General features: G+C 48.6%; 19 protein-coding genes and 1 tRNA gene. 5 read left to right on the top strand and 15 right to left on the bottom strand.

The features are described from left to right. The first annotated feature begins 5 nt into the window (after positions 1 to 5). On the top strand, positions 6 to 1346 hold the full coding sequence (locus tag H7F20_RS04660; protein ID WP_185784951.1) for a RagB/SusD family nutrient uptake outer membrane protein: 1341 nt from the start codon (positions 6 to 8) through the stop codon (positions 1344 to 1346). A gap of 214 nt (positions 1347 to 1560) precedes the next feature. Here H7F20_RS04660 and H7F20_RS04665 read toward each other — a convergent pair whose 3' ends face one another. After that, the gene (locus H7F20_RS04665; protein WP_185784952.1) at positions 1561 to 2289 is read right to left on the bottom strand and encodes a hypothetical protein; all 729 of its coding nucleotides are present in this window, start codon (positions 2287 to 2289) and stop codon (positions 1561 to 1563) included. Between the two features lie 483 nt (positions 2290 to 2772). Continuing rightward, a complete protein-coding gene (locus tag H7F20_RS04670) occupies positions 2773 to 4683 on the bottom strand; it encodes a sigma 54-interacting transcriptional regulator (protein WP_185784953.1) in 1911 nt (636 codons plus the stop codon). 174 nt (positions 4684 to 4857) lie between these two features. Here H7F20_RS04670 and H7F20_RS04675 point away from each other — a divergent pair, with 174 nt between their 5' ends. Together H7F20_RS04675 and H7F20_RS04680 are read left to right on the top strand one after the other, a co-directional pair. Next, entirely contained in the window at positions 4858 to 5418 is a 561-nt protein-coding gene (locus H7F20_RS04675) for an OsmC family protein (RefSeq protein WP_185784954.1), read from the top strand. A gap of 9 nt (positions 5419 to 5427) precedes the next feature. After that, positions 5428 to 6219 (top strand): methyltransferase domain-containing protein, encoded by a 792-nt coding sequence (locus H7F20_RS04680; RefSeq protein ID WP_185784955.1) that lies wholly within the window; start codon positions 5428 to 5430, stop codon positions 6217 to 6219. A 319-nt stretch (positions 6220 to 6538) separates the two neighbouring features. Here H7F20_RS04680 and H7F20_RS04685 read toward each other — a convergent pair whose 3' ends face one another. The 4 genes from H7F20_RS04685 to H7F20_RS04700 all read right to left on the bottom strand — a co-directional run bounded on the left by H7F20_RS04685 (position 6539) and on the right by H7F20_RS04700 (position 11395). Next, positions 6539 to 8392: a hypothetical protein gene (locus tag H7F20_RS04685; protein WP_185784956.1), complete on the bottom strand. Its 1854-nt coding sequence runs from the start codon at positions 8390 to 8392 to the stop codon at positions 6539 to 6541. 253 nt (positions 8393 to 8645) lie between these two features. Next, positions 8646 to 9698 carry an amidohydrolase family protein gene (locus H7F20_RS04690; RefSeq protein WP_185784957.1) on the bottom strand — a complete coding sequence of 351 codons (1053 nt, stop codon included), beginning with the start codon at positions 9696 to 9698 and terminating at the stop codon, positions 8646 to 8648. Between the two features lie 417 nt (positions 9699 to 10115). Beyond that, on the bottom strand, positions 10116 to 10856 hold the full coding sequence (locus H7F20_RS04695; protein ID WP_185784958.1) for a hypothetical protein: 741 nt from the start codon (positions 10854 to 10856) through the stop codon (positions 10116 to 10118). Further along, entirely contained in the window at positions 10841 to 11395 is a 555-nt protein-coding gene (locus H7F20_RS04700) for a hypothetical protein (RefSeq protein WP_185784959.1), read from the bottom strand. Before H7F20_RS04700 ends, H7F20_RS04695 begins: the two co-directional genes overlap by 16 nt. Positions 11396 to 12025: 630 nt before the next feature. Here H7F20_RS04700 and H7F20_RS04705 point away from each other — a divergent pair. Then, positions 12026 to 13711 (top strand): hypothetical protein, encoded by a 1686-nt coding sequence (locus H7F20_RS04705; RefSeq protein WP_185784960.1) that lies wholly within the window; start codon positions 12026 to 12028, stop codon positions 13709 to 13711. Between the two features lie 376 nt (positions 13712 to 14087). Here the strand turns inward: H7F20_RS04705 and H7F20_RS04710 are convergent, their stop codons facing one another. From H7F20_RS04710 to H7F20_RS04725, 4 genes are all read right to left on the bottom strand, one after another. Continuing rightward, the gene (locus tag H7F20_RS04710; protein ID WP_185784961.1) at positions 14088 to 14975 is read right to left on the bottom strand and encodes a creatininase family protein; all 888 of its coding nucleotides are present in this window, start codon (positions 14973 to 14975) and stop codon (positions 14088 to 14090) included. A 141-nt stretch (positions 14976 to 15116) separates the two neighbouring features. Then, the gene (locus H7F20_RS04715; RefSeq protein WP_185784962.1) at positions 15117 to 15989 is read right to left on the bottom strand and encodes a cyclase family protein; all 873 of its coding nucleotides are present in this window, start codon (positions 15987 to 15989) and stop codon (positions 15117 to 15119) included. Positions 15990 to 16010: 21 nt separating this feature from the next. Next, a complete protein-coding gene (locus H7F20_RS04720; protein WP_185784963.1) occupies positions 16011 to 16418 on the bottom strand; it encodes a nuclear transport factor 2 family protein in 408 nt (135 codons plus the stop codon). A gap of 239 nt (positions 16419 to 16657) precedes the next feature. Then, positions 16658 to 17245 (bottom strand): thioesterase family protein, encoded by a 588-nt coding sequence (locus H7F20_RS04725; RefSeq protein WP_370588475.1) that lies wholly within the window; start codon positions 17243 to 17245, stop codon positions 16658 to 16660. Between the two features lie 461 nt (positions 17246 to 17706). Here H7F20_RS04725 and H7F20_RS04730 point away from each other — a divergent pair, with 461 nt between their 5' ends. Next, a complete protein-coding gene (locus tag H7F20_RS04730; protein WP_185784964.1) occupies positions 17707 to 18159 on the top strand; it encodes a hypothetical protein in 453 nt (150 codons plus the stop codon). Between the two features lie 316 nt (positions 18160 to 18475). On the opposite strand, the gene H7F20_RS04735 is transcribed toward H7F20_RS04730, so the two are convergent. The 5 genes from H7F20_RS04735 to dnaE form a co-directional block, all read right to left on the bottom strand. Further along, a tRNA-Asp gene (locus H7F20_RS04735) sits at positions 18476 to 18549 on the bottom strand. Positions 18550 to 18711: 162 nt separating this feature from the next. Further along, positions 18712 to 19305, bottom strand: a complete 594-nt coding sequence (locus tag H7F20_RS04740) for a hypothetical protein (RefSeq protein WP_185784965.1) — start codon at positions 19303 to 19305, stop codon at positions 18712 to 18714. A gap of 93 nt (positions 19306 to 19398) precedes the next feature. Continuing rightward, positions 19399 to 20331 carry a DUF58 domain-containing protein gene (locus H7F20_RS04745; RefSeq protein WP_185784966.1) on the bottom strand — a complete coding sequence of 311 codons (933 nt, stop codon included), beginning with the start codon at positions 20329 to 20331 and terminating at the stop codon, positions 19399 to 19401. A gap of 195 nt (positions 20332 to 20526) precedes the next feature. Then, positions 20527 to 20844: a thioredoxin gene (gene trxA / locus H7F20_RS04750; RefSeq protein WP_185784967.1), complete on the bottom strand. Its 318-nt coding sequence runs from the start codon at positions 20842 to 20844 to the stop codon at positions 20527 to 20529. A 161-nt stretch (positions 20845 to 21005) separates the two neighbouring features. Continuing rightward, on the bottom strand, positions 21006 to 25367 hold the full coding sequence (gene dnaE, locus H7F20_RS04755) for a DNA polymerase III subunit alpha (RefSeq protein ID WP_185784968.1): 4362 nt from the start codon (positions 25365 to 25367) through the stop codon (positions 21006 to 21008). Positions 25368 to 25397 lie beyond the last annotated feature (30 nt).

Raw genomic sequence — 25397 nt, forward strand, 5'->3', positions numbered from 1 at the left:
TTGATATGAAAATAAATCCGGTCTATATCTTTCTGTTTTTGTTTTTACTGGCCTGTAACGACAATCTGGATTTGGAACCCACGGATTCCCTGACTCCCGACGAACTGCTGTCCGACCCGGCCAACCTGGATAAACTGCTTTTGGGAGCATACGCCTATGCAGATGATGAACTCGCAGGAGGTTTCCAAACCGCGACAGAATTATTGGCCGATGAGGGCAACCTTGCCTATCAGGGTATTATTACGCCGCTCCAGGCGTTTCAAAGAAAGGAAATTAATGTGGACAATTCCTTTGTTTACGAATTCTGGAGTACGGCGTATATCGCAATCAACCTCTGCAATATTGTACTGGAAAGTCTGGATTTGGAAGAGGACCCTGTGAAAAGGGCATTTTTTGAAGGTGAGGCCAAATTCCTCAGGGGCTTATTATATTTTGAACTGGCCCGGAATTATGCGCTTCCATATGAACCGGGCGACCGCAATACCCAGCCCGGAGTTCCTCTGGTATTCAATGGGGTAACAGACCTAAGCGAATTGGAGTTTCCAGGCCGTAATCCCTTGGAGGAAGTTTATACGCAGGCCATCTCTGACCTGCAGGACGCTTATGAGCTCCTGCCTTCCAAAAATGGCTTTCGGGCAGATCGCTATACGGCCAGGGCCCTGCTGGCCCGGGTGTATCTGCAGCAGGCGAATTTCGAATCGGCCCGGGATGCCGCGCACGATGTGCTGGTGAACAGTGAACATGAACTGGCACCCAACCTGGCCGCAGCGTTTAACAATGAATCAGCGGGGGTTGAAGATATTTTAGCATGGCAGGTTACTCCCCAGGACGGGTATAATGGGTTTAATTTCTTCTGGGCGTCCAGTGATTTTGGAGGGCTTGCTCCTTCGGGTATCCTGGCCGTAGCAGATCCTTTTCTGGATCTTTTCAGTGGCCCGGATGATCGCGCATCTTTTTTTTATGAAAAGACAGGAAACCGGCTTTCCGCCAAGTGGCAGGCTCTATTTGCCAATGTGCCGTATATCCGGGTAGCCGAAATGCACTTGATCCGGTCCGAAGGAAATTTCCGTGAAGGTACGAGTCTGGGGCTGCCCCCCGAAGAGGAGATTAATATCCTCCGGGCGCGGTCCAATGCCGCGCCTTTAAGCGCGCTTACCCTCCAGGATATAGTGGATGAACGACGGAGGGAACTCGCCTTCGAAGGCCACCGTATACACGACGCTAAACGACTGAAGGAAGACATTGACGGTATTCCCTACAATGCGGATCGGCTCGTGATGCCTATTCCACAGTCAGAAATAGATGCAAATCCTAACCTTGAGCAAAATCCGGGATATGGCAATTAACACTTGTACACCCATGTTTTAACCTAACCCCGATATTCGGCTTTCCCAATCAAGAATATCCCATACACTGTATATCAGTCCTTGAGCTTTACACGGGCTTTTAGTTATCTGCAAACAAAAAACCATATAAACTATAAAAAAGCAGGAGAAGGTATTTCATGGATCTAATTTTACGTGCCGTTAACGTATGGATTAAATAGGCTTCAATGCATTATTATCCTTTTATGACCAGATCAATGAATGATCTAAAAGCAGAGGAGCGTCCTATAGGTTCTAATAGGAAATTGAAAAAGTTAACCGCCAAAGCCAGAATGGTAGCAGGGTGTTTCAGCTTTTTATATTTCCAGGCAGCTATTACTATTAAAATTATAATAAAGACACTTGTAAAATGAAATGGGGGCATGGCCGTGGGTTCGTCTATAAATCCACCCGGCCCATACCAGGCTATGAGGATTCCCCGGCTAAGTGCGGGCCAGATTATAAGGAAAACGGTAGAAATCATCCACCATGCATGATCTTCGAGTGATTTCCTGTGTATTATACCTTGTATTATCGCAAATAGGAAAGACAGCATCATGACAGTTTCGATTGCGATTACCCCGTAGAAAAACCACGGTTCGAAAGGACCAAACTGATCTGGAAATTGAGCGACAGTTTCGGCGAGCAAAATATTACGATGGTTCATGCTAAGCGCGGTGAACACTACGCCACCTGCAAGCAGGAATCCTATCATTCCGTTGGTCCTGTGTTTGTCCAAATATCCGTGAGTTGCCAAATAAGGTTGAACAATTAAGTAGAGATACCAGAATGTTCCTGTCCAGTAATGCACATGGACAGACCATGCCTTATTCGAAAAATCTCCCCAATAGTTCATAAATATGCCCAATTGCATAATAAGCATGGGAAGAATCATCCACAGATGTATTTGCCTATATTTTTCCATAATTATCAAGGTTTGACCATGCTAATTCAAAAATCAGGTTATTCAATAACCGATGTGCCTAAACAGTGCGCGAAATTAAATTTGAACCCGGCTTTTGAATTGATTATGAGGACAACTATTAGATAGGGATTTTTATTTGTAAATCAGGATATGGAAATTTAAAATCTTATCCTTAATGTAAGAAAATATGCTGATTTTACTGGGAACGTCTTATTTGTCTATTGATATCGTTCCTTTTTCTGGATGGCACCAATGAAGAATTTGCAGGGATTTTCAATTCAAAAAGGACAATGCTAAAACGTCAAAACTCCCGGTAAATACTGAGGGTTTCATCTTGCGTTCTGGACGGGAGGTAAACCATTAGGCTTCTATACAACGATAGCTACTGGTATGACAGTAATGGTAAGATGATTGAATTATAGTGTATGTGAATACACATAGGGAAACGTGTGTACGTAGTACCTGATTAGTGACCTGTTAGGATTATTGGGCGATTTTCGAAATTCCGAATTTCTTGATTTTTGATGCGAGTGTTGTCCTGGGTATTCCCAATAACTCAGCGGCTCCTCCCTCGCCGGAAATCCTCCAGTGGGTCATGTTCAAAGCTTTGATGATATTATTCTTCTCCAGCTTATTCATTTCATCCATAGTCAGTATCCCTTCATGCGTTGTCTCAGCATGCCCATCCTGGGAGGGTGATTTCTTTGGAAGCATACCTTCCAGGTCCGGATGTCCATTCCTGCCGATAATTATATAGCGCTCCACAATGTTCTGAAGTTCTCTGACATTCCCCGGCCAATGATAGTTCGACAGCCGGGCAAGGTCCGATTCGGAGAACGGGTCTTTGGAGACCGCCCTGTTCTTTGCGAATTTTTTAAAGAAGGCGCTGGCCAGCAATTCGATATCCTTCCCTCGTTCCCTGAGTGGTGGGATATGAATGGGAAACACATTCAGGCGGTAAAAAAGATCTTCCCTGAATTTTCCTTCCTCAATGGATTTCTTAAGGTTACGGTGGGTTGCGGCCACAATGCGGACATCCACTTTCCTGGTTTCCGAACTCCCCACAGGCTCGAATGAACCTTCCTGCAGGACCCGTAACAGCTTAGCCTGCAGGGCAAGGGGCAATTCTCCGATTTCGTCAAGAAACAGGGTGCTTTTATCCGCGAGGGAAAACCTTCCTTCCCGGGTGGATACGGCCCCTGTGAAAGCCCCCTTGACGTGGCCGAATAATTCACTTTCAATAAGTTCGGCCGGAAGCGCAGCGCAGTTAAGGGTAATCATTGGTCTGCCATGGCGGTTGCTGGCCTGGTGGACTGCCCGGGCAAACAGCTCCTTGCCGGTTCCCGTTTCCCCCTGGATAAGGACATTGGCATCTGTGGGACCTACCTGGTGAACCTGGCTGACGCATTCCTTTATGGCCCTTGAATTACCAATGATATAATTGAATTCGTGCTCATGGACCTTCTCCTTAAGCACGGAAGATTCCACCCGTAGCGTCTGGATTTCTAACTTGTCAAGCAGCTGATCCTTGATGCTTCGGATATATAAGACAAAATAGATCCGATCATCGGATTCGTATTGGGACAGGTTTGCCTCAGCCGGAAAGGATTCCCCGTCGATTTTCAGGCAGGTAAGTGTATCCTTGAGTCGCAGGGAACGTAACTCATCATTCAATACAAGATCTCCGGGAAGGATGGTGTTTATCAATTTATAGGACTCTATGTCCAACATCTGCTTAAGGTGCTTTCCGATAATTTGACCGGATGCGTAGCCAAACAGTCCATGGGCCGCCAGATTAGCCTGGGTTATCCGGAAGCTGGAATCAAATTCAATAATCGCATCCGAGGTCCCGTTGACCAGCCTTTTTAATTTGGATTCACTCTCCGATATTTTACGTTGTGCGATCACCCGCCTCAATTCAGCTGCAGCCCTGGAAGCAAAAATTTTAAATATGGCAAACGCCTCTGGAATCTCAGGCATCGGTTTATTGTCCAGCATCGCCAGGTGACCAATTACACGGTCGTCCGTATCGCGCAGCGAAAGTCCCATATAGCTCACTGCTCCCATGGGTTTTAAATCGGGATCATTCGGATATAGCTCAATAACATTGTTGGAAATATGACAAATCTGATGGGTCTGTAATACCGGTTCGCAGGGGGTGTTTTCTATGCGATAGGTGTATTGGTCCACGTGTGCCCCGTCCAGCCAGAAGGCAAGCGCATTCAATTTGTTCTCTTCCGGCCATAACTCCGTGATCCAAACACCGTAGACATCCAGAACCGCCGCCAGGTGTTGTACCAGGGATTTAAAGAATTCATCACCGGTATATGCAGAAGTGGTTTCAATGATTTGTTTCAGGGCGATTAACCCAGGCACTTTCTTCTTTTGGTTCATCGGACTTGGATTAATGCAATGACGAAAATAAGGTACCCAAAATTTTGCAAATGGCGATATATCGTCATGTAATTAATCTATCTAAATCACGCAAGACGCACTTAGTCAGGAAGTTATAAAATTGGCACGTCCCATGCACATAGACAACCACTAAAAATCTCTAAAACTATAATCATGGAAACAATGGAAAAAAAAGTAAACGGATTTAAGTCCCTCGACATCATGAACACCCTGGATGCCATAAAAGGCAACCCCGATATTGGAAAGTTCAGGTTCAGGGTCAGGAATAAGTGGATAAGCGGGGGTCACAACCGCAGCACCATTAAGGAATTCTTTGGAGGCTGTGCGGAGGACACCTCACGTGAAAAACCTTTTGTGTTTGACAACAGTGAACCTCCGATCCTTTTGGGAAACAATGAGGGGGCCAACCCGGTTGAATTTATCCTGCACGGCCTGGCCGGCTGCATGACAACCACGATGATGTTGCATGCCGCGGCCCGGGATATTTCAGTTGACAGCGTCGAGTCTTCTTTGGAAGGCGATTTGGATGTCAATGGTTTTCTGGGACTGGACAGGACCGTGAGGAACGGGTATCAGGGGATCAGGGTTTCCTTTAAGATAGAGGGAGATCTTACCGATGAGGAAAGACAAATGCTGATATCGTTTGCGCATCAATCCCCTGTTTTTGATATCGTAACAAACAAAGTACCCGTAACCGTTCATCTTAATCCCTGAATTGGAGTCATGGAAACTGTAAAGAAGACCCCCCAAGTGAATAAAAGGGAACTTGAAGACCAAATAAAGGCTGTATACACACATGTTGCCACAGATCCGAATGCTTCCTACCATTTTGAGACAGGAGGAGAACTGGCACTGGAACTTGGATACCCCTCTGAGTATATCGATCGTATTCCTGAACCGTCACTTGCCTCTTTTGCCGGGGTGGGTTACCACTTCGATTTAGCCGATCTACGGCAGGGAGAAAGGGTCCTGGATCTCGGAAGTGGTTCCGGCACGGATGTTTTCTATGCCAGACAGGCAATAGGTCCGTCAGGAATGGCTTATGGCCTGGAGATGACCGATGCACAATTGAATAAGGCAGAAAACATCAGAAATTCAGGACAGTACAGGAATGTCCGTTTTTTGAAAGGCTACATTGAAGAGATTCCCATGACGGATGCTGCAATGGATGTGGTGATTTCAAACGGGGTTATAAATCTTTCAAGCGAGAAGTGGAAGGTGTTTCAGGAAGCATACCGGGTCCTTCGCGATGGGGGGAGATTGGCCATCTCGGATATTGTGGGAACCAGATCATTCCCGACCGAAATAACCTGTAACCCTTCGCTGTGGGCTGCCTGTGTGGCAGGAGCCGTACCAAGGGAGGAGTACCTGGATTTGATCCGGTCAGCTGGGTTTCGGATCCTTGGATTGAAGAGTAATGACTATAGTTTTGTATCCGAAAGGGCCCTAAGCACCACTAAGAATTATGGTATCTTCAGTATTTCTGTTCTCGCCGTTAAGGAAGGAGCAAGTTAAGCGGCCGGACGATCTGTTTCCCCGGCCGCATGGCTATTTTGAATTCATTCAATCCATTTGCAAACAAAAAACCCCTCGCACGTTCGTGCGGGGGGTTTTGCTTTTCAGTGGTCTGGACGGAAAGTAAACTATTATACCACTAAACAACTACAGGTGCTTGTATGGCATTAAAAGTAAGATGATTGAATTATTATGTATGTCAGAGCACGTAAGGAAACGTATAAACGTCGTACCTGAATTGTTACCTGGTATACTATTTTGGTCCTAGTACATCAACGCAGAAAGATTGCGTTCTATACAGATTGGGGAAATGCCAGGTTTAATAATTTCTTTTATAAATACCTTTTCCAGAGGTGGTATAAAGTACCTCGGCATTCCCTTCGATTATTCCAAAATTGACCAGATCTTCCAAACCTGTACTGTATTCACTCCAAATACTGTCGTTTATTCCTAGTTTGTAGATTCCCTCACCCAAAGTGCCACAGATAATTGAGCCATCTGAAGTTTTGCATAATGACGTTACGGTTAGATAACTATCTTCTCCTTTCAACCCTCCATTAAATTCTCTCCATGTTAAACCATCATCAGTAGATCTACGAACACCTTGAGCATATCCTCCAGCATAAATTGAATTATCGATTTCAAGAAAAGACCACACATAAGATTCCTCATCTACCTTATCCCATGTTTTACCATGATCGATTGATCTTAATGTTCCGTTTGTAGTCCCGACTAGTAATGTCCCGCTTGATAATTTTATCGCTGTTCGGAATCGACTATTATCAAATGGACCTACATCATATTTTATCCAATCCGCTCCATTATTATTGGAATAATAGATTCCGTCTCTTTGGGCGCAAGCGATAAGAAGATTATCGTCTACCGCATATAGAAATATCATTTCAGTTTTCAAATCGGAAATAGATTCCCAGGTTCTGCCATTATCAGTTGATTTTGAAATCACACCATTTTCAGCTAATAGGATGTTGCCATTTGATAATTTAACCAGACCCCCTAATCCATCATTTATTTGTTCCCATTGACTGACGGGCAGCTTTGCTCGCCAAATGCCAGATTCGCCGCTAGTGATTAAATAGCTTTTATTTTCTATAACCTGAAAGACATTCCAGTTTTCGATCTCTTTACCTGTTTGCTGCCAGCTCTCTCCTCTATCTGGAGATATGAAAATGGATAACACATTACTTCCTGCTACTAATTGTTGACTTTTCGTGGCTCTTATGAGTCGAAGCTGTAGTTCATTTAATCCTGCCGGATGCCATGTTTCTCCTAAGTCCTCAGACTTAAAAACACCCCGGTCCCCAATTTTTATTTGATAACCCGTACTCACATAAAGAGTGTTTTCAATAAAAGTTAAATCACTCACTTTTGTGTTTTCAGAAAGACCGTTGTCAGATTTATCCCATGTTAACCCATCATCTGTGGATTTATATATTCCTCCACCGGTTCTTCTGGCCGCATCTTGTGGATCCCCAACTGAAGCAAAAAGAACATCTTTTAATTCAACAACCGCTGATACAGGTATGGAATCTGGTAATCCCTTCACATTATCTGACCATGACACCCCATTATCGGTGGATCGATGAAAATTAAATTCTCCGGTCCCAGAGGCAAAAACTAGGTTAGGTTTCGGATTAAACACCCCTTTTATATTTTCTGCAGTAATGGAAGTTTGTTCCCATGTGTCTCCATCATCTTCGGAGATAAAAACTCCGGCTTTAGCATCTTTGGAAGCTCCTTCGCTTATAAATGTTGCGGAAGCAAAAATTTTACCTTCTTCAGTTTGAATAATATTAAAGATGTATACATTGTCTTTAAAACCAATACTTTTCCAAGTATTACCCTTATCTGTAGATTTGAAAATTCCGCCACGATACGTGCCCACCAATATGGATCCATTATGAGTCACCATAATTTCTTCCGGCATCCCATCAAAATCCATCAATTCCCAGGATTTACCCTGATCGGTTGATTTGTATAATTCAGAAGTTCCGACATAGTATGTTCCGTCTGTCGATTCAGCGAAACATCTTATTTGTGCCGATATGGGAGAAGGCAGTTTAACCCATGCAACATCTCGGTGCTTTTCTTGACACCCGAAAACCAGGCATCCAAAAAGTAAAATGATTAATATTTTCTCCAAATCATTATTCATCCTAAATAAAGTTTGTTATCCGTACTTGCTCAATACGGCTTCCAGTGTCCCATCCCTGTTGACTTCATATCCTGCTATGGATTGCCCGTTTTCTATAAATCTTAGTTTTAGTTCCTGATTATACCAGGTCACTTTGTTGCCAACATTAACAACTCCACATAATATAATCGCGAAAAGGCAGGCATATTTTCTTCAAAAAGTAGAAGCAAGGGTTTTCATTCAAGATAAGAAAGGTGCTATTTCTGCGAGTACCTCAGTTGTAATCTTTATGAGATTGAATTTCTTCATTGCTCAATCGCAGGAATTTACAGGCGTTCGTATAAAAAATCTTCTGCTTCTGACTGGGATCCAAAAAAGGCGCTTCCTGTATGGTCTCAATAGCCACTTCAATGGTTTCAGGCCAGACCATTTGATCCGAGCCCCACATTATCCGTTCTTCGAAACCGGCATTTATCAGTCTTTCGAGTTGCGAATAAAAATGCGCCCTGGGAAAACCCCAGTTGTTTTGGGAGATATCCACGTACAATTGAGGGTGCGAATAGAGCATGGCGATCATTTCATCCACAAGCGGTGAAGCAAAATGCATCACATACACGCGGAGCTTCGGATATTTTATGAGTACCTCATCCAGCTGAAAGGGGCTTCCCAGTGAAACACGATAGGCCGAAGGTGACGAACCTCCCAATAGGTGGGCGCCACCGGGCGGTCCTTCCCCCAAATGAACGCCAACGGGAATATCCAGCTGCTCTGCCAAAGACCAAATGGAATCATAGGCTTTGTCATTAAGTGTTTTGCCATGGTATTGGGCACCATTTTCGGCAAATACCTGCAGCTTCCCTGCTTCGTGGAATTTTTTATAATCGGATAGTGTATACCGGGCCGATTTTTCCGAGGTAAAAGAGAGCGCCGGAATAATTCGTTTCGGGGACTTTTCATGCCATTCGCCCACCCGTTCCGGTGTTCCGAAGGTAACAGCGTAGACATTATGCTTGTCAAGCATTTCCAGTGTTTCCGTGGTTAATGCCTCATTGGATTCGGAAGAGGGTACCTGAATGTCGCAACGTATAACGCTATCCATGGTAAGTGCTTTTTCCGGATCCCATCCCGGTAAAATTACCTTTCCTCTATTCACGCATATGGGCCCGCCCCCTCCATAGTCTTCAAGGAAATCGGCATGTAGGTGCATGTCGATAATCGGACCTTCATACCGCCCGGTAGACGATTTGTCTTCAGGCTTTGTGTTGTCCTTCGTTTGACATGCGGCAAACAGCAGGATAAAAAGTATAATAGGATAAGGTCTTATCATATTGCTCAATTGACCCGGACTTGGACGCTTGAAAGGGGGTGCTTAAAGGTTCTTCTTTGATTGAAAGGTAGCAAAATCGCCGCCGATTTTATTGCCTACAAAGAAAATATCCCGACAATACACGGATAATCAGGCTTCTAAAATGCATGTTCTGCGGTTTGAACGGGAAGCAAACCATAATGCTTCTATACACCTACAAGTACTTGTATGCTAGTTAAAGAAAGATAATTGCTTCACCAGGTATTGAGGTACATCTGAAGCCAGAAGTTGTCTTAAATCCTAGCGATATACCTAAATATGGAATTATAGGCTATTCTGTATAGGCCAAAAAGTGATAAGAAAGATGTAACCAATATTTTAATGGAGGGTTAACTCCTCTTTCTATTGCCTTTTAGATGTCGAGATGGTTACGGCAAATCAAAATAGTCCCACAAGCCCTTCCAGGATTTTGGATCCGAAATCCGATGCAAAGAATTTGCCCGGGAGGCGGAAGAATTCGATGACGAATATTCCGAGCAGCAATACGGTACTCAGCCATTTCCAGGATTTGAAATACAGCACGTCGAATACCACCAGGGCTGCCAGCGGCCCCAGATGGAATCCGTAATAGGCCCATACGTTTATCTCCAGGTTCCAGAAGCTAAGGATAATCCGGGGCACGGCGGCAATAGTCAACAATACCATACCGGCCAGCATGAGACGTTTGTGCACGTAAGGCTTCCTGCGCTGGATAAAAGCCAGGACCACCAATACGATCCCCATACCAATTTCAAAGAGGTTGCGCCCGGTATCCGGGAGGGAATTTGCCCCTTGTGCTGCCTTGTACAGTACAATGTAATATCCGGAAGCCCATAAAACGAGCAATACGACCAGGGTGATTTGTCCCAGTTTACGGTGCCAGGAGGTATTACCTGTGGCTACAAATCCGGTTTGTACCAAATACAGCAGCACCCAAAAGCTGTAAGAGACACCATGAATTTTGATGTAAAGCGGGGTCGGTGTAAGGGATTCGCTGAAGTAGAAACTATCTGCAAAACCTCCGAGGACCATGAACAGGAACCAGAAACCGCTGAGCAGGAAAAAGGCCTTTTCCGGGTCTTTTTTAAGCCGCTGCAGGTCCCAACGCAACGGGGGACGTGCACTTACTTTCTTTTCCATCGAGCGGCTTTTCTAAATATTATGAATAGCAGAAACAGGGCTATCCCTAGTACAACTGAGGATAAGATAAACCGCTGCATGGATATACCCTGGGCGCTACCGCCGGGTTCCAAGACCACGACACTAGCCATAGCGATCTTGAATTCTCCGGAATATGCCTTCCATACCTCTACCAACTCCATGACAAAACCGCTGGTCTCAGTAATTTTATAACTCATCACATAGCTGGAATCGATTTGCGCCAGGGGATAGAACTCAATGGCATATTCGGTAGGTGGGATCTGCCATCTGGCTATCATGTTCCTGATCGGATCGGCGCCGACCAGGCCTTCCTTCGGAAAAACGGCATCCTCGGCGAACAGATCTGCATAGGCCACGGTCCGGCCCTGATATACCTGGGCGTGCGCCTCGGTGATTTTTTGTTGCAAGACAGCTTCCACGGCTACTTGGTCGGTCTGGGAACGGGCAATGCCCGATAGCATCAGGCTGGAGATCAATAGCAGAGTTGCCGGCTGTAATAGACGGATTACAGGCTTCATTTCTGGTTGGTTTAAGCCCATAAGGTACAAACCACAAGGAAAACCGAAAGGATGGGAGTAGAAAAAGCCTTGTTTTAGTCATAATAGGGATGGGTTTTTTGGGTAAGTAAACCATTATACTTACATACAACTACAGGTACTTGTATGGCATTGAAAGTAAGATGATTTAATCAATTTGTATTTGAGCACACGCAGGGAAACGTGTGCACGTTGTAACTGAATTGTTACCTGGTATAAATTGATGGATCAGCTAAGTAACTCTAAGAGCCTTTACCGGAGTTTCAATTCCTTTTCCACCATGGGTGGCTTTTTACTCATCCGATTTAAAATCATGGCACCATTACATTTTAGTGCTGCGTACAGAAGTAGATTGGCAATTACGTTATAAGTTAAAGACAATCAGCCAAATACTTGAAATTTTTATTGGCTCCGGGGCCTCGGAAAGTTGCTTTATTGCCATTTATAGGTTATATTCTCATCGGCCCAAAGGTTGCGCTCGGTATCTCACCCTTTAAAATCTTATACGAAGAAACCGTCTTAGGGCATTCGCTATATAGGCATCAGATTGATTGGAGGTTTATAAAAACGGATTTACAGAAGTACGTAATTATAAACCATAACCAATCGATTATGAGGCATTCCATCATTATTTGTATCGTTTTCACCGTTTCCCTGCTCTTTTGCAATTGCAGTAACGTAGATGTCATTCTTCCGGAAGACGGATTGAACCGGGCCGGATCGGAGATTGACAGCACAAGCCTCACCTTTGACCTGGACGAGGGTGAATTCGGATTTTTTCTGGATGTTCGGGAAATCTTCAGAAAAGGGTATAGTCCGAAAGAAGCTATCATTTCATTTCCCGGGTATCCGCAATTCGACACAGTCCAACCCATTGACCCCTGGACAACGCTTGCATCATTTTCGGTGGAGGTGGATTCACTCAACGAGATGGAAAAGGAAGCATTTGAAAATGGGATTGACACGGAAGTCCTGATCCAGGAGGATGGGGAGGAACTCGTATTTTTTCAGCAAAATTTGATATTCGACCAAACCTTCCGTACAATTTGGTTGAATACTGGGAAAGAACCTATAGGAGATCCGCAACTGGATGTACGGGAAAACCAGCCGTATCTGATCACGGTAGACGGGGAGGAGGGACTCCTGCGGAGAGGGGAGAACTTTGCTCTGGATGATCCCGACTATAATTGGTACGGTTCTCACTATGTTCAGAACCAGCCACTTGAGGCGCAAGTCGAGGACAACCGCAAGTTTTACTTCGTCCGCATTACCGAAAACCAATATAAGATCCGATATGGGGAAGCCATTTTAGACCCAAACCTGGATGAGAATTTTGATGCGGGCTGGTGGGGTTTGCACAATAGTGACACCAATGATGACGGGGCATACTACATTACCAGTGAAACGCTGGATAATTCAAGCACCTTTGAACTGGTAAAAGATACAGCGGGATGGTTTCAATTGCGGTTCGTGGACCCGCCGGATCCGAATACCCAGGAATCCGCATGGATCCCTTATTTGGGTTTCGATTCAAACAAGACGAGCCTGATCCTGGCCCGTGAAGGGGATGAAGATTACCGGGATTTCAGATTCAAGCTGCTTACCGAGGTGAACTGGGAATTCGAAGATCTGGGAATCGAATATTTGCCCCCGATATTTGGTCCTGTGAGTCTGGATTTTGCATTCCGGTCCGTGCTCACCAATTGCTCTTCCGCTACCCTCACGGAGGAAGTGGGTCGGGTGGTCACCAAGACTCGTACCACGAGTTTCACCCTTACCGAGGGGATATCGCTTTTTTCGAGCTCCACCAGTTCCGTGGAATCCAGTATCGAAGTGGGTGCTGAGACATCTTTGGGAAGCGATTTGTATGGAGGCGAGGTCACCGGAAGTGTTACGGCGGGCGTTACACTAGGATTTGAAGTAACCACGAGCTTAACTCTGGACCGGGAACGGGAAATTACGGAAGAAGAATCCGTTTCTGAAGAGGTGTCGCGCAAACGCACCATTGAACTGCCCCCATTTACGGTAGTGGAAATCTACGACGCCGTGCGCACCATCAAAGATATTTATATCCCTTATGTCCTGAAATACCGGCTAACCGGCACCAATGCAGAGGATGGCCGGGTGCTGACAGGTGATGAAATAGCACACAATTTGGAGAACAACAATTTCAGCGGGCTGATCAACACGGTCAATGATACCGAGGTTCTGTTCACCCTTAAGGGCAGGGCACAAATGAACTCCATATTCGAATCTTCATCTGGAGCCAAGGAGATCCTAAATGGGTGCACGGATTGATTCAGCATTAGGTTGATTCAGAAGAACTTATTGAAAGTTGCCTAAAAAGAAAAAGCCTTATATTCTGCTGATTATCAGACTTATAAAATGCATGTTCTGCGGTCTGGACGGAAAGTAAACTATTATACCACTAAACAACTACAGGTGCTTGTATGGCATTGAAAGTAAGATGATTTAATCAATTTGTATTTGGATACTTTTAAGGAAAAGTGTGCACGTTGTAACTGAATTGTGACCTGATATGAATACTATCAGACTCGCGGGATAAAGGGAATATCAATTACGCAGTTTATCGGGCCAAAATGGCGCATATACTTTAAGAAAGCCGGGTTTTTCGGGTTTCTTAACTTCTTCTCATATTCCTTTCGTAAAATGCTCATTCTTTACTTAGAGGCCCCATCCGAAGGTTACTAAGTGAGTAGCGATCCACCTCTTTCAGAATGGAAACAAATTGAACGGCTGCGTTTTCGATTAATTTGGCTCCGCGTTCAGCGTCTGCATCGAGTGCGTTTCCAACTACACCAGCCGGGTTGAGATCCTGTGATTGCCAGGCAATTCGGGTAGGGCCGGTAGCACTCAGATGCTGATAATCCCCTTCAAGGCTTTTCATTGAAGGCTCAAAATTTTGGGCCTTGCTCATATCCACCAGATCAGGATGCAAGTACAGCATTACGGAAGTCTCTGCACTTCCTCCGTGAACGCCATATTTATTCTCGTCTTCTGGAAAAAGGTCAGTGGGATACAAGGAAAATTGATTCACTACCACCACGAGCATATCGAGCCGTACACGAAGGTCGCGGGCTACTATATCCATTATCGGCGGTTGTCCACCGTGTGAGTTATAGAGAACTAGTTTCCGGATACCGACCCGGTGGACGGATTCTGCGATCTCGGTCCATAACCGGCGCAATGTCTCCGGTTCCAAGGTTAGCGTACCGGGAAAATCGCTGTGTTCGTTGGACTTTCCAACCGGAAGCATCGGGAGGACTGTAACGGGAAGTCCAACGGGCTTTAGTTTCAGCATCCTTTCTGTAACTGCTTTGTTGGCACAGGCGTCGGCGCAAACCGGCAGGTGAGGGCCGTGTTGCTCGATGGCCGCGACCGGCAGAATAGCGATAACGCTTTCAGTATTGAGGACTGCAAAGTCCTCAGTCGTCATGTCCTGCCAGTAATCCCGGGGGACACCTTGGCCGTTTAAGGTCAACAGGGATGCAATAAAAAAAAGGGAAGTGGCCAAAGATGCACAGTTACTGAATTTGATCATGATATAAGGCTTTCGATACTTTATTGGCTCGATTAAATGCAGTGCTCATGTGATATGCCTGTTAAGTATACAAATCAGGTTGGCCTTACTCGTCCTGATCAATTATAGCAGCAACATATCAATCATGTTATCCCCTGTAACTTACTCCAGGCCATCATATACAAAAACAACGGGCCTGACGATCATGCCATCTCCATTTTCGATATTTAAGGGTTGGCCAACAAAGAGCATATTTTCCTTGCCAAGTAGTTTGTCGACATTAAACAGTTGTTCGAACAGGGGAATCCCTCTGCTAAGAAATTCATAATGAATGGGTGCCAGCCGCTGAAGGGGCGTTCCGGAATTGATTTCGGTCTGATCGTCATCACTTTCAACATTCAACGAGTCGGTCCCAAAGGCTTTAACAGGGAGATTCGCCAGATATTCGGCCGCTTCCCGGGTTAGCGCTATACGGCGCGGCAATTCATCCTTTCCGGGCAGGGAGTACCCGGTATAGATCAGTACGATATCACCCGGCCGGATGTCGTGTTTCTTAACCTCAGTTAAAGAAACCGTTCGTCCGAAAGGGAAGCCACTGGCGTCAATGACCTTTAACGGACCGATAAAATCATCGGCCGTATACCGGTCTATCCCACCTTCCTGATTTACATGTCTCGGGGTATCTACATGAGGTCCCCCATGGTTGAAAATGGTCAGGTAGGAATTATAGACCGAAACGGATCCGTCCGGAAATTCAAATTTGTTATGGATCGTCTTAAAGGAGTTGGATTCGCTGAATCCATATTTTTCCATAAATCCACCCCAGACGCGTTCCGGGAGGTCTTCTGTTACCAGGGCGCCCAGATCAACAATTTCCGATGGCTCAGGCCACCGTTCATCAGTTGCATGCGATGTGCATCCAAAAGCCAGAACACTTAAAACAATGGTGCAAAAACTTTTCATGAAGCCACTAAAAGGCACTGTATGTTCCGGGAAAGGTCTGGTTGACAATAAATACATTTTCTGGTAGCTCATAGCTTAAACTTCATCCGCCTTCTAACCCGGCAAAGGCAGGTCCGAATTCCAGATCGCATGGGTCATTACCCAGCCACTCACAGCCTCCTTCCGGAACAACCCGATAAATTTGCCTTTATCCATCAGATCCCCATTGGGCAAATTGTAAGTGAAATCGCCCCTGACGGCTGCCAATCCCTGATTCCCCATAATGTCAAACCCGGAAAAGTTTACGCGCCCTTCGGGAAAATCCTCCACATAGGAGCGGATATCCTCAGCCCCGGTGAGTGTTTCACCATTGGGGATCATATAATTTGAAGTTTCATGCGCTGCGATATAAGGTTCCCTGTCTCCCTTATTCCAGGCTTCCTGCATTTCGGGCCAATGATTTTGAAAATACGCGACATCTGCTTCAGTCAGCGTGTTCGCCTGAGCATTAATTGTTTTCATGATGGCAATGATTTTAATTGGTTGGGAAATGAAGATGATGGAAGTAAATGACAAACCAATTACTACAGGTGTATGACACGCCTGGAGAAGAGCTGTAAAAAGGTAATAAATATTTCGATACGATACTGAAAAACAGAACCTTAAAATTGGTTTGGGAAGTTACGATAGGGAGAATTAATTAGATTTCCAGTTTAAATTTTAGTGGTTTTGCATGGCGTCACAATGAATTAGAGCCATTGTTAGCTAAAGTTTTTTTGATTTGCAATTTGCATAATTTCTTTATCCTCTTTAAACAGGGATAAAACCCATGAGGGAGGAACTTTTATATCTGTTGCCCCGGCTTCTTTCATAATATCAGTTAGGGCAGTGGGGATATCTCTTTTCCAAATCAGGGCTCTTGTAACCCCAACAGCTTTGACTGCATCGTCTTGTTCAAAATAATGAACATGATACACCCATTTGTCGTCCATCCCAACGCTTTCCAATACCACGTCAAATTTCGACCATATCTTTAATGGCTTTCTATATATGATCTTTTGCGAGCCTAATGTTGGAGCGAGACCTCCTTTGATAATAGCCTTAAATAGTTTTGACCGGGCAATTAATTCCCAACGTAAGAAGTCCATATATATAGGGTATTTTGATGCCGTCATCACACGTAAACCATCACAATCAAAGGGACCAACCCCAAAAGTTCGTCTTATGGTCTGGTCATATTCCACTTTACTTTGAAAGTTTCTGAGAACCAATATTTTAATAATGGTGTACCAATAATAAATCATAAGTATTACAAAATTATAGCCAGTCCAGCCATTTGATATGACCATTATTACTCTCCTTTAAGGAGAATTTATAATTCAAAATTAAAAGTAGATTTTTTCTTTTCAGCTAATAGAATGTAATATAAGATTATGATAATGAAATACTTAGAAAAGATTACTGCTGATTTTGTTACCTAAAAACAAAAAATCTTGAGAATCTACGGATTATCAGGATTTTACAATGCATGTTCTGTGGTCTGGACGGGAAGTAAACGATTAAGCTTCTTCACAACTACCGGTATTTCTACAGTGCTAAATCCAATATTTGATCCATCTGTATTTGGATTCACTTAAGGAAACGTGTGCACGTTGTACCTGAAATGTTACCTGTTGTATTCAATTTTGGAATCTCTCTTTGACTATGGAATGACCATGCTACGACAAGGCATCATAGTTATTGGCAGAATCTGGAAACAGTAATTAAATGTCGGTGAATAAATCCGTAAATTACCCGAAAACACCAACCAATGATACCACTGGCAACACTCATATCAGTCTTCCTATTGGCCTTTCTGATCGCCAAGGTATTTAAGTTGCGACTGTCTGCTCGGGGAGCCGGCCGTATAGCAATGGCGGCAATGTTAGTATTTACTGCATACGTCCACTTTGTCTATACAAAGGGGATGGCCCTTATGATCCCGGATTTCCTTCCGTACCGTGAAGCAGGCGTGCTGGCTACGGGCATTCTGGAACTAGTATTTATAATTGGCCTGCTGCTGCCACGCACTTATAAAGTTACCGGTATAGCCCTGATCATATACCTAATACTGGTGATACCTGCCCATGTACATGCGGCCATTGAGCATATTGATTTCCGAACTGCGGAAGCCACGGGCCACGGTTTGGAGTTCCTATGGTTCCGCATCCCGCTGCAATTTTTCTTTATTGCCTGGGTATACTGGAGTTGCCGCAAGAAGTAGCAGTACTAATAAATCTTTTAATTCCCTGTATATCCAAGATATGCAGAAATATATCCCGCGCCAGCAATCTGGACGGGATTGCTTTTCCGGCACCCGCCGGAAAAGTGGCCCATTGTCGCCTCACCGGAGTCGAACGGGATTGCTTTCTCGCTGGGCTCAAAAGCGGCCCTGGGGGTGGGCCTGCTGTAAATCAAAACCCTTCCGCCGGCTGGCGCCGCCGTTGGTTTTTTTCATTTGTTCGCTCCCCTGAGCAAGCTCGGGAGCTCCCAAATGAAAAAACCCCTCGCACGTTCGTGCGAAGGGCTTTGCTTTTCAGCGGTCTGGACGGGACTCGAACCCGCGACCCCCTGCGTGACAGGCAGGTATTCTAACCAACTGAACTACCAGACCAATTTTCCAACCCTTGCGGGTACCAGCAACAGCTGGTTTATGCGGAAATTGTCAGTGCTTTTGTTCAAAAGCGTGGGCAAATATAAGGTACTATTTCAATCCGGCAAACAAAAAGGCCAATTTTAGAGAAATGGTAAAGTCCGGATCCTTTTGCCGGGCGCGTCAATCCGTGAAACCATCCGGGCCAAACGATTCATTCCCTTCGGAAACCTTGTGGTTGGTCATTCCGTTTTCGTCCAGGGACAGTTCAAAGGAGTCCCCGTAGATGGAGCTGTAAGTGATTTTATATCGGACAGCGTTCATTTTCCGGTAAATCAGCCGGGCAAGTTCGATATTTTCCGACAAGTCCAGAATGACAACCTCCTCCCCGGCCATGATAATGGATTTGCTGAGTCTGCGGTTATCCTTGTAGGTGGGGATGCTATCTGGGATATTGAAGGCAGAAAAGAGTTCCTCCCAGTCGCGTACCGGCTTCCCATCGAGTGAAACCTGCACGTCGTCAATGGTGGCAGGGCCCACCCCTCCGTTGTTCACATGGATCTGAAATACGATGAGTTCCCCGGACTCCGGATCAAACGCCCAATTGGTTCCCATTTGCAGGATCGGGCGGACGGAGGCGCGCGCCTGAATATCCATGAGTTCGCTCTGCCTGTTCATGACCCGGGTTTGTGCGATGGAAACAACGAGTGCGCAGACACTGATCAATGTGACGCCCAGCGCAATGATATTCTGAGGGTCCTTCCAAAATTTTTTCATGCAGCAGCGGTGTTAGAAAAACCTTTGCCAGGCCCCTGTTCAAGAGAGCGGGCCGGTGCATCTAAAGTATGAAAAATCGCAATTCGAGCCGCCCTATCCGGCAACCCGCTGGCGCTCGGTGAGGAAGGTGTTGAGCACACGGGCAAAAGGGTCTGCCACGTCCACCCCGGTGTACTTGATGTCGTACTGCCCGCAGATCAGCTGGATGGAGCGGACATAGGTGTCCAGGGCCTCCCGGTAGGAGTCGCGGATGGACCCGGGGTAGAGGTCCACGTGCCGGCCAGTCTCCACGTCCAGGAACCGCTTGGGGGTGTTTTCGAAGTCAAAGTCGAGTTCGGTGGCCTTGTCGGTGAGGTGGAAGAGGATCACCTCGTGTTTGTTGTATTTCAGGTGGCGCAGGGCTTCGAAGAGCTGTTCGTCTGCCACGCTGTCCTGGAAGAGGTCCGAAAAAAGGACCACCAGGCTGCGGCGTTTGAGCTTCTCGGCGATGAGGTGGAGGTGGGTGTGCAGCTCGGTACCTTCGCCCCGCCGGTTGGCGGCGCCCAGTTCGCTGAGGGTGGCCAGCAGCATCTGGTAATGCCGCTCGCTGCCCTTTTCCGGGGCGTAGTATTCGTAGGTGTCGGAGAACAGGCTCAGGCCCACCGCGTCCCGTTGTTTTTTCAGCAGTTCCATCAGGGCGGCGGCCGCCAGGACGGCGAAGCCCATCTTGTGGAGGTGGCCCAGGTCCAGCTTTTTGATTTCCGGGTAGTACATGGAGGCCGAACTGTCCAGGATCAGGTGGCAGCGGAGGTTGGTCTCCTCCTCGTACCGTTTGGTGTAGAGCTTGTCAGTTTTGGCAAAGAGCTTCCAGTCGATGTGCTTGGTGCTCTCCCCCGTATTGTAGATTTTGTGTTCGGCAAATTCGGCGGAGTACCCGTGGAAGGGACTCTTGTGGATGCCGCTGATATACCCTTCCACCACCTGCCGCGCCAGCAGGCCCAGGTTTTCGAAAAGGGGAGCATTGTGGAGTTCCGATCTGAGGTCCATGGGTTAAAGATACAAAGCACCGGGAGATGCAACACACAAGGAAATGCCAAATGCCCCTCCCGGCAGGTAGGAGGGCCCTTTTGGCAGGGGGGCGGGCCCGGGGAGGCGGCGTTTACGCTGTGACCAACGGGCATAAAAAAATCCCCCGGGCCGCAAGGCGAGGGGGATTCCTTAAGTTGTTACCGGCAGGGCTGCTTACAGCAGGGCGTCGATTGCCTCTGCGTAAACCTTTTTGGGGCTCACGCCTACCTGGCGGTTTACGATTTCCCCGTCTTTGAAAACCAGCACGGTCGGGATGTTCCGCACGCCGTATTTGGCGGCAAACTGCTGGTGGACGTCCACATCCACCTTCCCTACCACGGCCTTGCCGTCGTATTCCTGGCTGAGTTCTTCTATGATCGGGCCGACCATCCGGCAGGGGCCGCACCAGGCTGCCCAGAAGTCCACTACTACCGGTTTGTCGCTCTTGAGTACTACCTCGTCGAAGGTAGCGTCTGTTATTTCTAATGCCATTGTCGCTTCAATTTTGATTACTGCAAAGTTAGTCAATTATTTGGCCGTTCCCTTACACGGCCGGTATTCGTTTTGTCGATGTCCCGATTGATGCAACCTATTTGCCTTCCAGAGGGTTAGCCTCAACAAAACCCTTCGCCGCACTTCGGGCATCCCCGGACTCAGTTCAGTTTGTAATGCACTTCCCGGTCCCGCAGGGAATTGAGCAGTTCCGAGCTGATATGCACCTTCTGCTTCCGGCTGGAGAGCTGCACCTTGATGGCCTCGTCCATCTCGTAGACCACGAAATTCAGCGGGTGCTGCCCCTTGTACGAGCGGAGCATGTCCTTGAGCTCCCGGATGCGCTTTTCGTGCAGCTGGCCAATATCCAGCTGGATGGTCAGCTTTTTGGCATAGGCCTCCATCACGTCCTGCAGCAGCAGGACCTGGTTGTACTGCAGGCGGGGTTCGCCTTTCTTGCCCGTATCCCGGTTGACCCAGCCCTCCCTCACGAAGACCTTGAGGTAAATAAAGGCGTTGATGGTCAGGAAGTGCCTGAACTTCAGGTATTCCTCCCCGAATATCTTGAATTCAAACGCATCCGAATAGTCCTCCAGGGTGAAGATGGCCCACCCCTTGCCGTTTTTAGATATCCGGTGCTGTACGTCGGTGATCACCCCGGCCAGGCTGAGCTCGCGGTTGAGGTAGGGGGAGAGGTCGTTCAGGGCGTAGATTTCCGCATTGCAGAAGGCCTGGATTTCCGTCTTGAAATCGTCCAGGGGATGGCCGGAGATGTAGATGCCCACCACCTCCTTTTCCCGCTTCAGGGTCTCCATGGTGCCCCATTCCTCGCAGGGCGGGATTTCGGGCTCGGCGATCTGTACCTCGCTGCTGCCGCCGAACAGGCTCACCTGGGAGGAGTTCTCGCTCTCCTGGAAGCGGGCGCCAAAGCGGATTACCTTTTCCAGGAAGCTTACCCCGTCCGTGCCTGCGTCGAAGAACTGCGCCCTGTGGGCATTGCCCAGGGAATCGAAGCCGCCGGCCAGCGCCAGGTTTTCAAAGGCTTTTTTATTGGCCGCCCGCAGGTCGATGCGCTTGGCCAGGTCAAAGATAGACTCGTAGGGCCCGTCCGCCTTGCGGTTTTCCACGATGGTCTCCACGGCGGAACGCCCCACCCCCTTGATGGCGCCCATGCCAAAGCGCACCTGGTTGTCCTTGTTGACGGCAAACTTGTAATAGGATTCGTTGACATCCGGGCCCAATACGTCCAGGCCCATCCGACGGCATTCCTCCATAAAGAAGGTCACCTGCTTGATGTCGTTCATGTTGTTGGACAGCACGGCGGCCATGTATTCGGCCGGGTAGTGTGCCTTCAGGTAGGCCGTCTGGTAGGCGATGTACGCATAGCAGGTGGAGTGGCTCTTGTTGAAGGCGTAGGAGGCAAAGGCTTCCCAGTCCTTCCAGATCTTCTCCAGCACCGCCCGGGGGTGCCCTTTGGCCTCGCCCCCGTCCAGGAACTTGGGCTGGAGTTTCTGCAGGAGGGCAAAGATCTTTTTCCCCATCGCCTTCCGCAGCACGTCGGCCTCGCCCTTGGTAAAACCGGCGAGTTTCTGGGAAAGCAGCATCACCTGCTCCTGGTAGACGGTGATCCCGTAGGTCTCCTTCAGGTATTCCTCCATTTCAGGGAGGTCGTAGGTAATCTCCTCCTCCCCGTGCTTGCGTGCGATAAAACTCGGGATGTACTCCATGGGCCCGGGCCGGTAGAGGGCGTTCATGGCGATCAGGTCGTCGAAGACCGTGGGCTTGAGGTCCTTCAGGTGCTTCTGCATTCCCGGGGATTCGTACTGGAAGATGCCCACGGTCTCCCCCCGCTGGAAGAGCTCGTAGGTTTCCGGGTCGTCCAGGGGGAAGTCGTCCGGGACGAGCTCGATCCCCTGACGGGCCCTGACGATCTTTACGGTGTCCTTGATGAGCGTCAGCGTCTTGAGCCCCAGGAAGTCCATTTTCAGCAGGCCGGCGCTCTCTACCACGGAGTTGTCGAACTGGGTGACGTAGAGGTCCGAGTCCTTGGCGGTGGCCACAGGTACGAAGTTGGTGATGTCGTCCGGCGTGATGATGACCCCGCAGGCGTGGATCCCCGTATTCCGGAGCGATCCTTCCAGCACCCGGGCCATGTTGACGGTCCGGGCCTCCAGGTCTTCCCCTTCGGAAAGGTTGAGCAGTTCGTTCACCTTCACCAGGTCGTCCGACCGGAATTTCTTTTTGAGTTCCGCCTCGTCCTGTCCAAAGATCTTGGCGAGCTTGGACATGTTCGGGATGAGCTTGGCGATGCGGTCCGCGTCATTCAGGGGCAGGTCCAGCACCCGGGCGGTGTCCCGGATGGAGGATTTGGCCGCCATGGTGCCGTAGGTGATGATCTGGGCTACCTGGTTGGCGCCGTACTTGCCGATCACGTAGTCCATGACCCTGGAGCGCCCCTCGTCGTCGAAGTCGATATCGATATCCGGCATGGATACCCGGTCCGGGTTGAGGAACCGCTCAAACAGCAGGTCGTACTTAAGCGGGTCGATGTTGGTGATCCCCAGGCAGTAGGCGACCACGGAACCGGCTGCCGACCCCCGTCCGGGGCCAACGGATACATCCATGTTCCGGGCCTCCCGTATAAAGTCCTCCACAATCAGGAAATACCCGGGGTACCCCGAGTTTTCGATGGTGGATAATTCAAAGTCGATGCGCTCCCGCATGGCGTCCGTCAGTTCGCCGTAGCGCCGTTCCGCGCCCTTGTAGGTGATGTGCCGCAGGTAGGCATTTTCGCCCCGCTTTCCGCCATCGGCCTGGTCTTCGGCTACCTTGAATTCCTCCGGGATCTCGAATTTCGGGAGGAGGACATCCCGGGCCAGGTCAAAGGGGGTGATCTTTTCGATGACTTCCCCGATGGTCTGGATGCTCTCCGGCAGGTCCCGGAAAAGCTCCTTCATTTCGTCGGCAGACTTGAAGTAGTACTCCTGGTTGGGCAGGCCAAACCGGTAGCCGCGCCCCCTGCCGATGGGGGTCGCCTGTTTCTCGCCCTCCTTGACGCAGAGCAGGATGTCGTGGGCCTCTGCATCCTCCTTTTTCCGGTAATACGTATTGTTGGTAGCCACCAGGGACACCCCGTGCTTCCGGGCCAGGGGTACCAGGCTCTGGTTGGCCCGGTCCTCGTCCTCCTGCCCGTGCCGCATGACCTCCACGTAGAGGTCCTCCCCGAATTGCTCCTTCCACCAGAGCAGCGCCTCTTCGGCCTGCTGCTCCCCCTGGTTCAGTATTTTGGAGGGCACTTCCCCGTACAGGTTCCCGGTCAGGACGATCAGGTCTTCCTTGTAGCGCTCCACCACTTCTCGGTCGATCCGGGGGACGTAGTAGAAGCCCTCCGTGTAGGCAATGGAGGACATCTTGGCCAGGTTGTGGTAGCCCTTCTTGTTCTTTGCCAGCATGACCACCTGGTACCCGTAATCCTTGACCGATTTGTTGTTGCGGTCCTCGCAGACAAAAAACTCGCAGCCGATAATGGGGACGAGTTCCCGCTTACCCGCAGCCCGGTCTTCTTCGGAAAGGTTGCTGTTGTAGGCCTTCACCTCCCGCACAAAGTGGAAGGCGCCCATCATGTTGGCGTGGTCGGTCAGCGCAACGGCGGGCATGCGGTACTCGGCTGCTGCCGACACCAGGTCCCGGATGCCCATGGTCGATTGCAGGACCGAGAACTGGCTGTGGTTGTGCAGGTGGGCAAAATCCACTTCCTCCAGGGCCCTGGCGTTTTCGCGGATCTCGGCCCGGGTCAGGCCGGGGTCTTCGCTGGCAGTGGCCTCGGCCAGCTTCCGGGAGGCCTCCTTCAGGTTCGTATGGGCAATGCCCACCGGGGCAACCGGGCCCGGGTTTACCCGGTCAAATGCCTCGAAATACCCGGGGGCCACGCCGAGTTCCTCCGGGCTGAATTTGCGCCTGCGAACCAGTTCCAGGAAGCACCGGGTGGTCGCCTCCACGTCGGCCGTGGCGTTGTGGGCCTCCTCGAAGGGTTCCCCGAAGAGGTGCAGGTGCAATTCGGTGAGGGTGGGCAGCTTGAATTTCCCGCCCCGTCCCCCCGGCAACTGGCAGAGGGCTGCGGTCGTTTCCGTACAGGTATCCAGGACCGGGAAGCCGGCGAGCGGGTTTTCGCCCCCGGCCCGGTAGAACTCGGCCCCCATCACGTTGATGTCGAAGCCGACGTTCTGCCCGACCAGGAAACGGGTTTGCGACAGGGCCCTGCGCAGTTCCCCCAGCACTTCGTCCAGGGGGAGCCCCTCTTGCAGGGCCAGGTCGGTGGAAATACCGTGGATCTGTTCGGCGTCGTAGGGGATGTTGAACCCATCGGGCTGCACCAGGGCGTCGTACTGGTCAACCAGCCTGCCTTCCCCGTCGTGGAGCTGCCAGGCGATCTGTATGCAGCGGGGCCAGTTGTCGGTATCGCTGACAGGTGCGTCCCAGCGTTTGGGGAGTCCGGTGGTTTCGGTGTCAAAAATCAGGTACATGGGCAGGTCCAGGGATCAGGAGGATAAAAT

Origin of the sequence: Robiginitalea sp. SC105 (assembly GCF_014243345.1) — a bacterium.
GTDB lineage: Bacteria > Bacteroidota > Bacteroidia > Flavobacteriales > Flavobacteriaceae > Robiginitalea.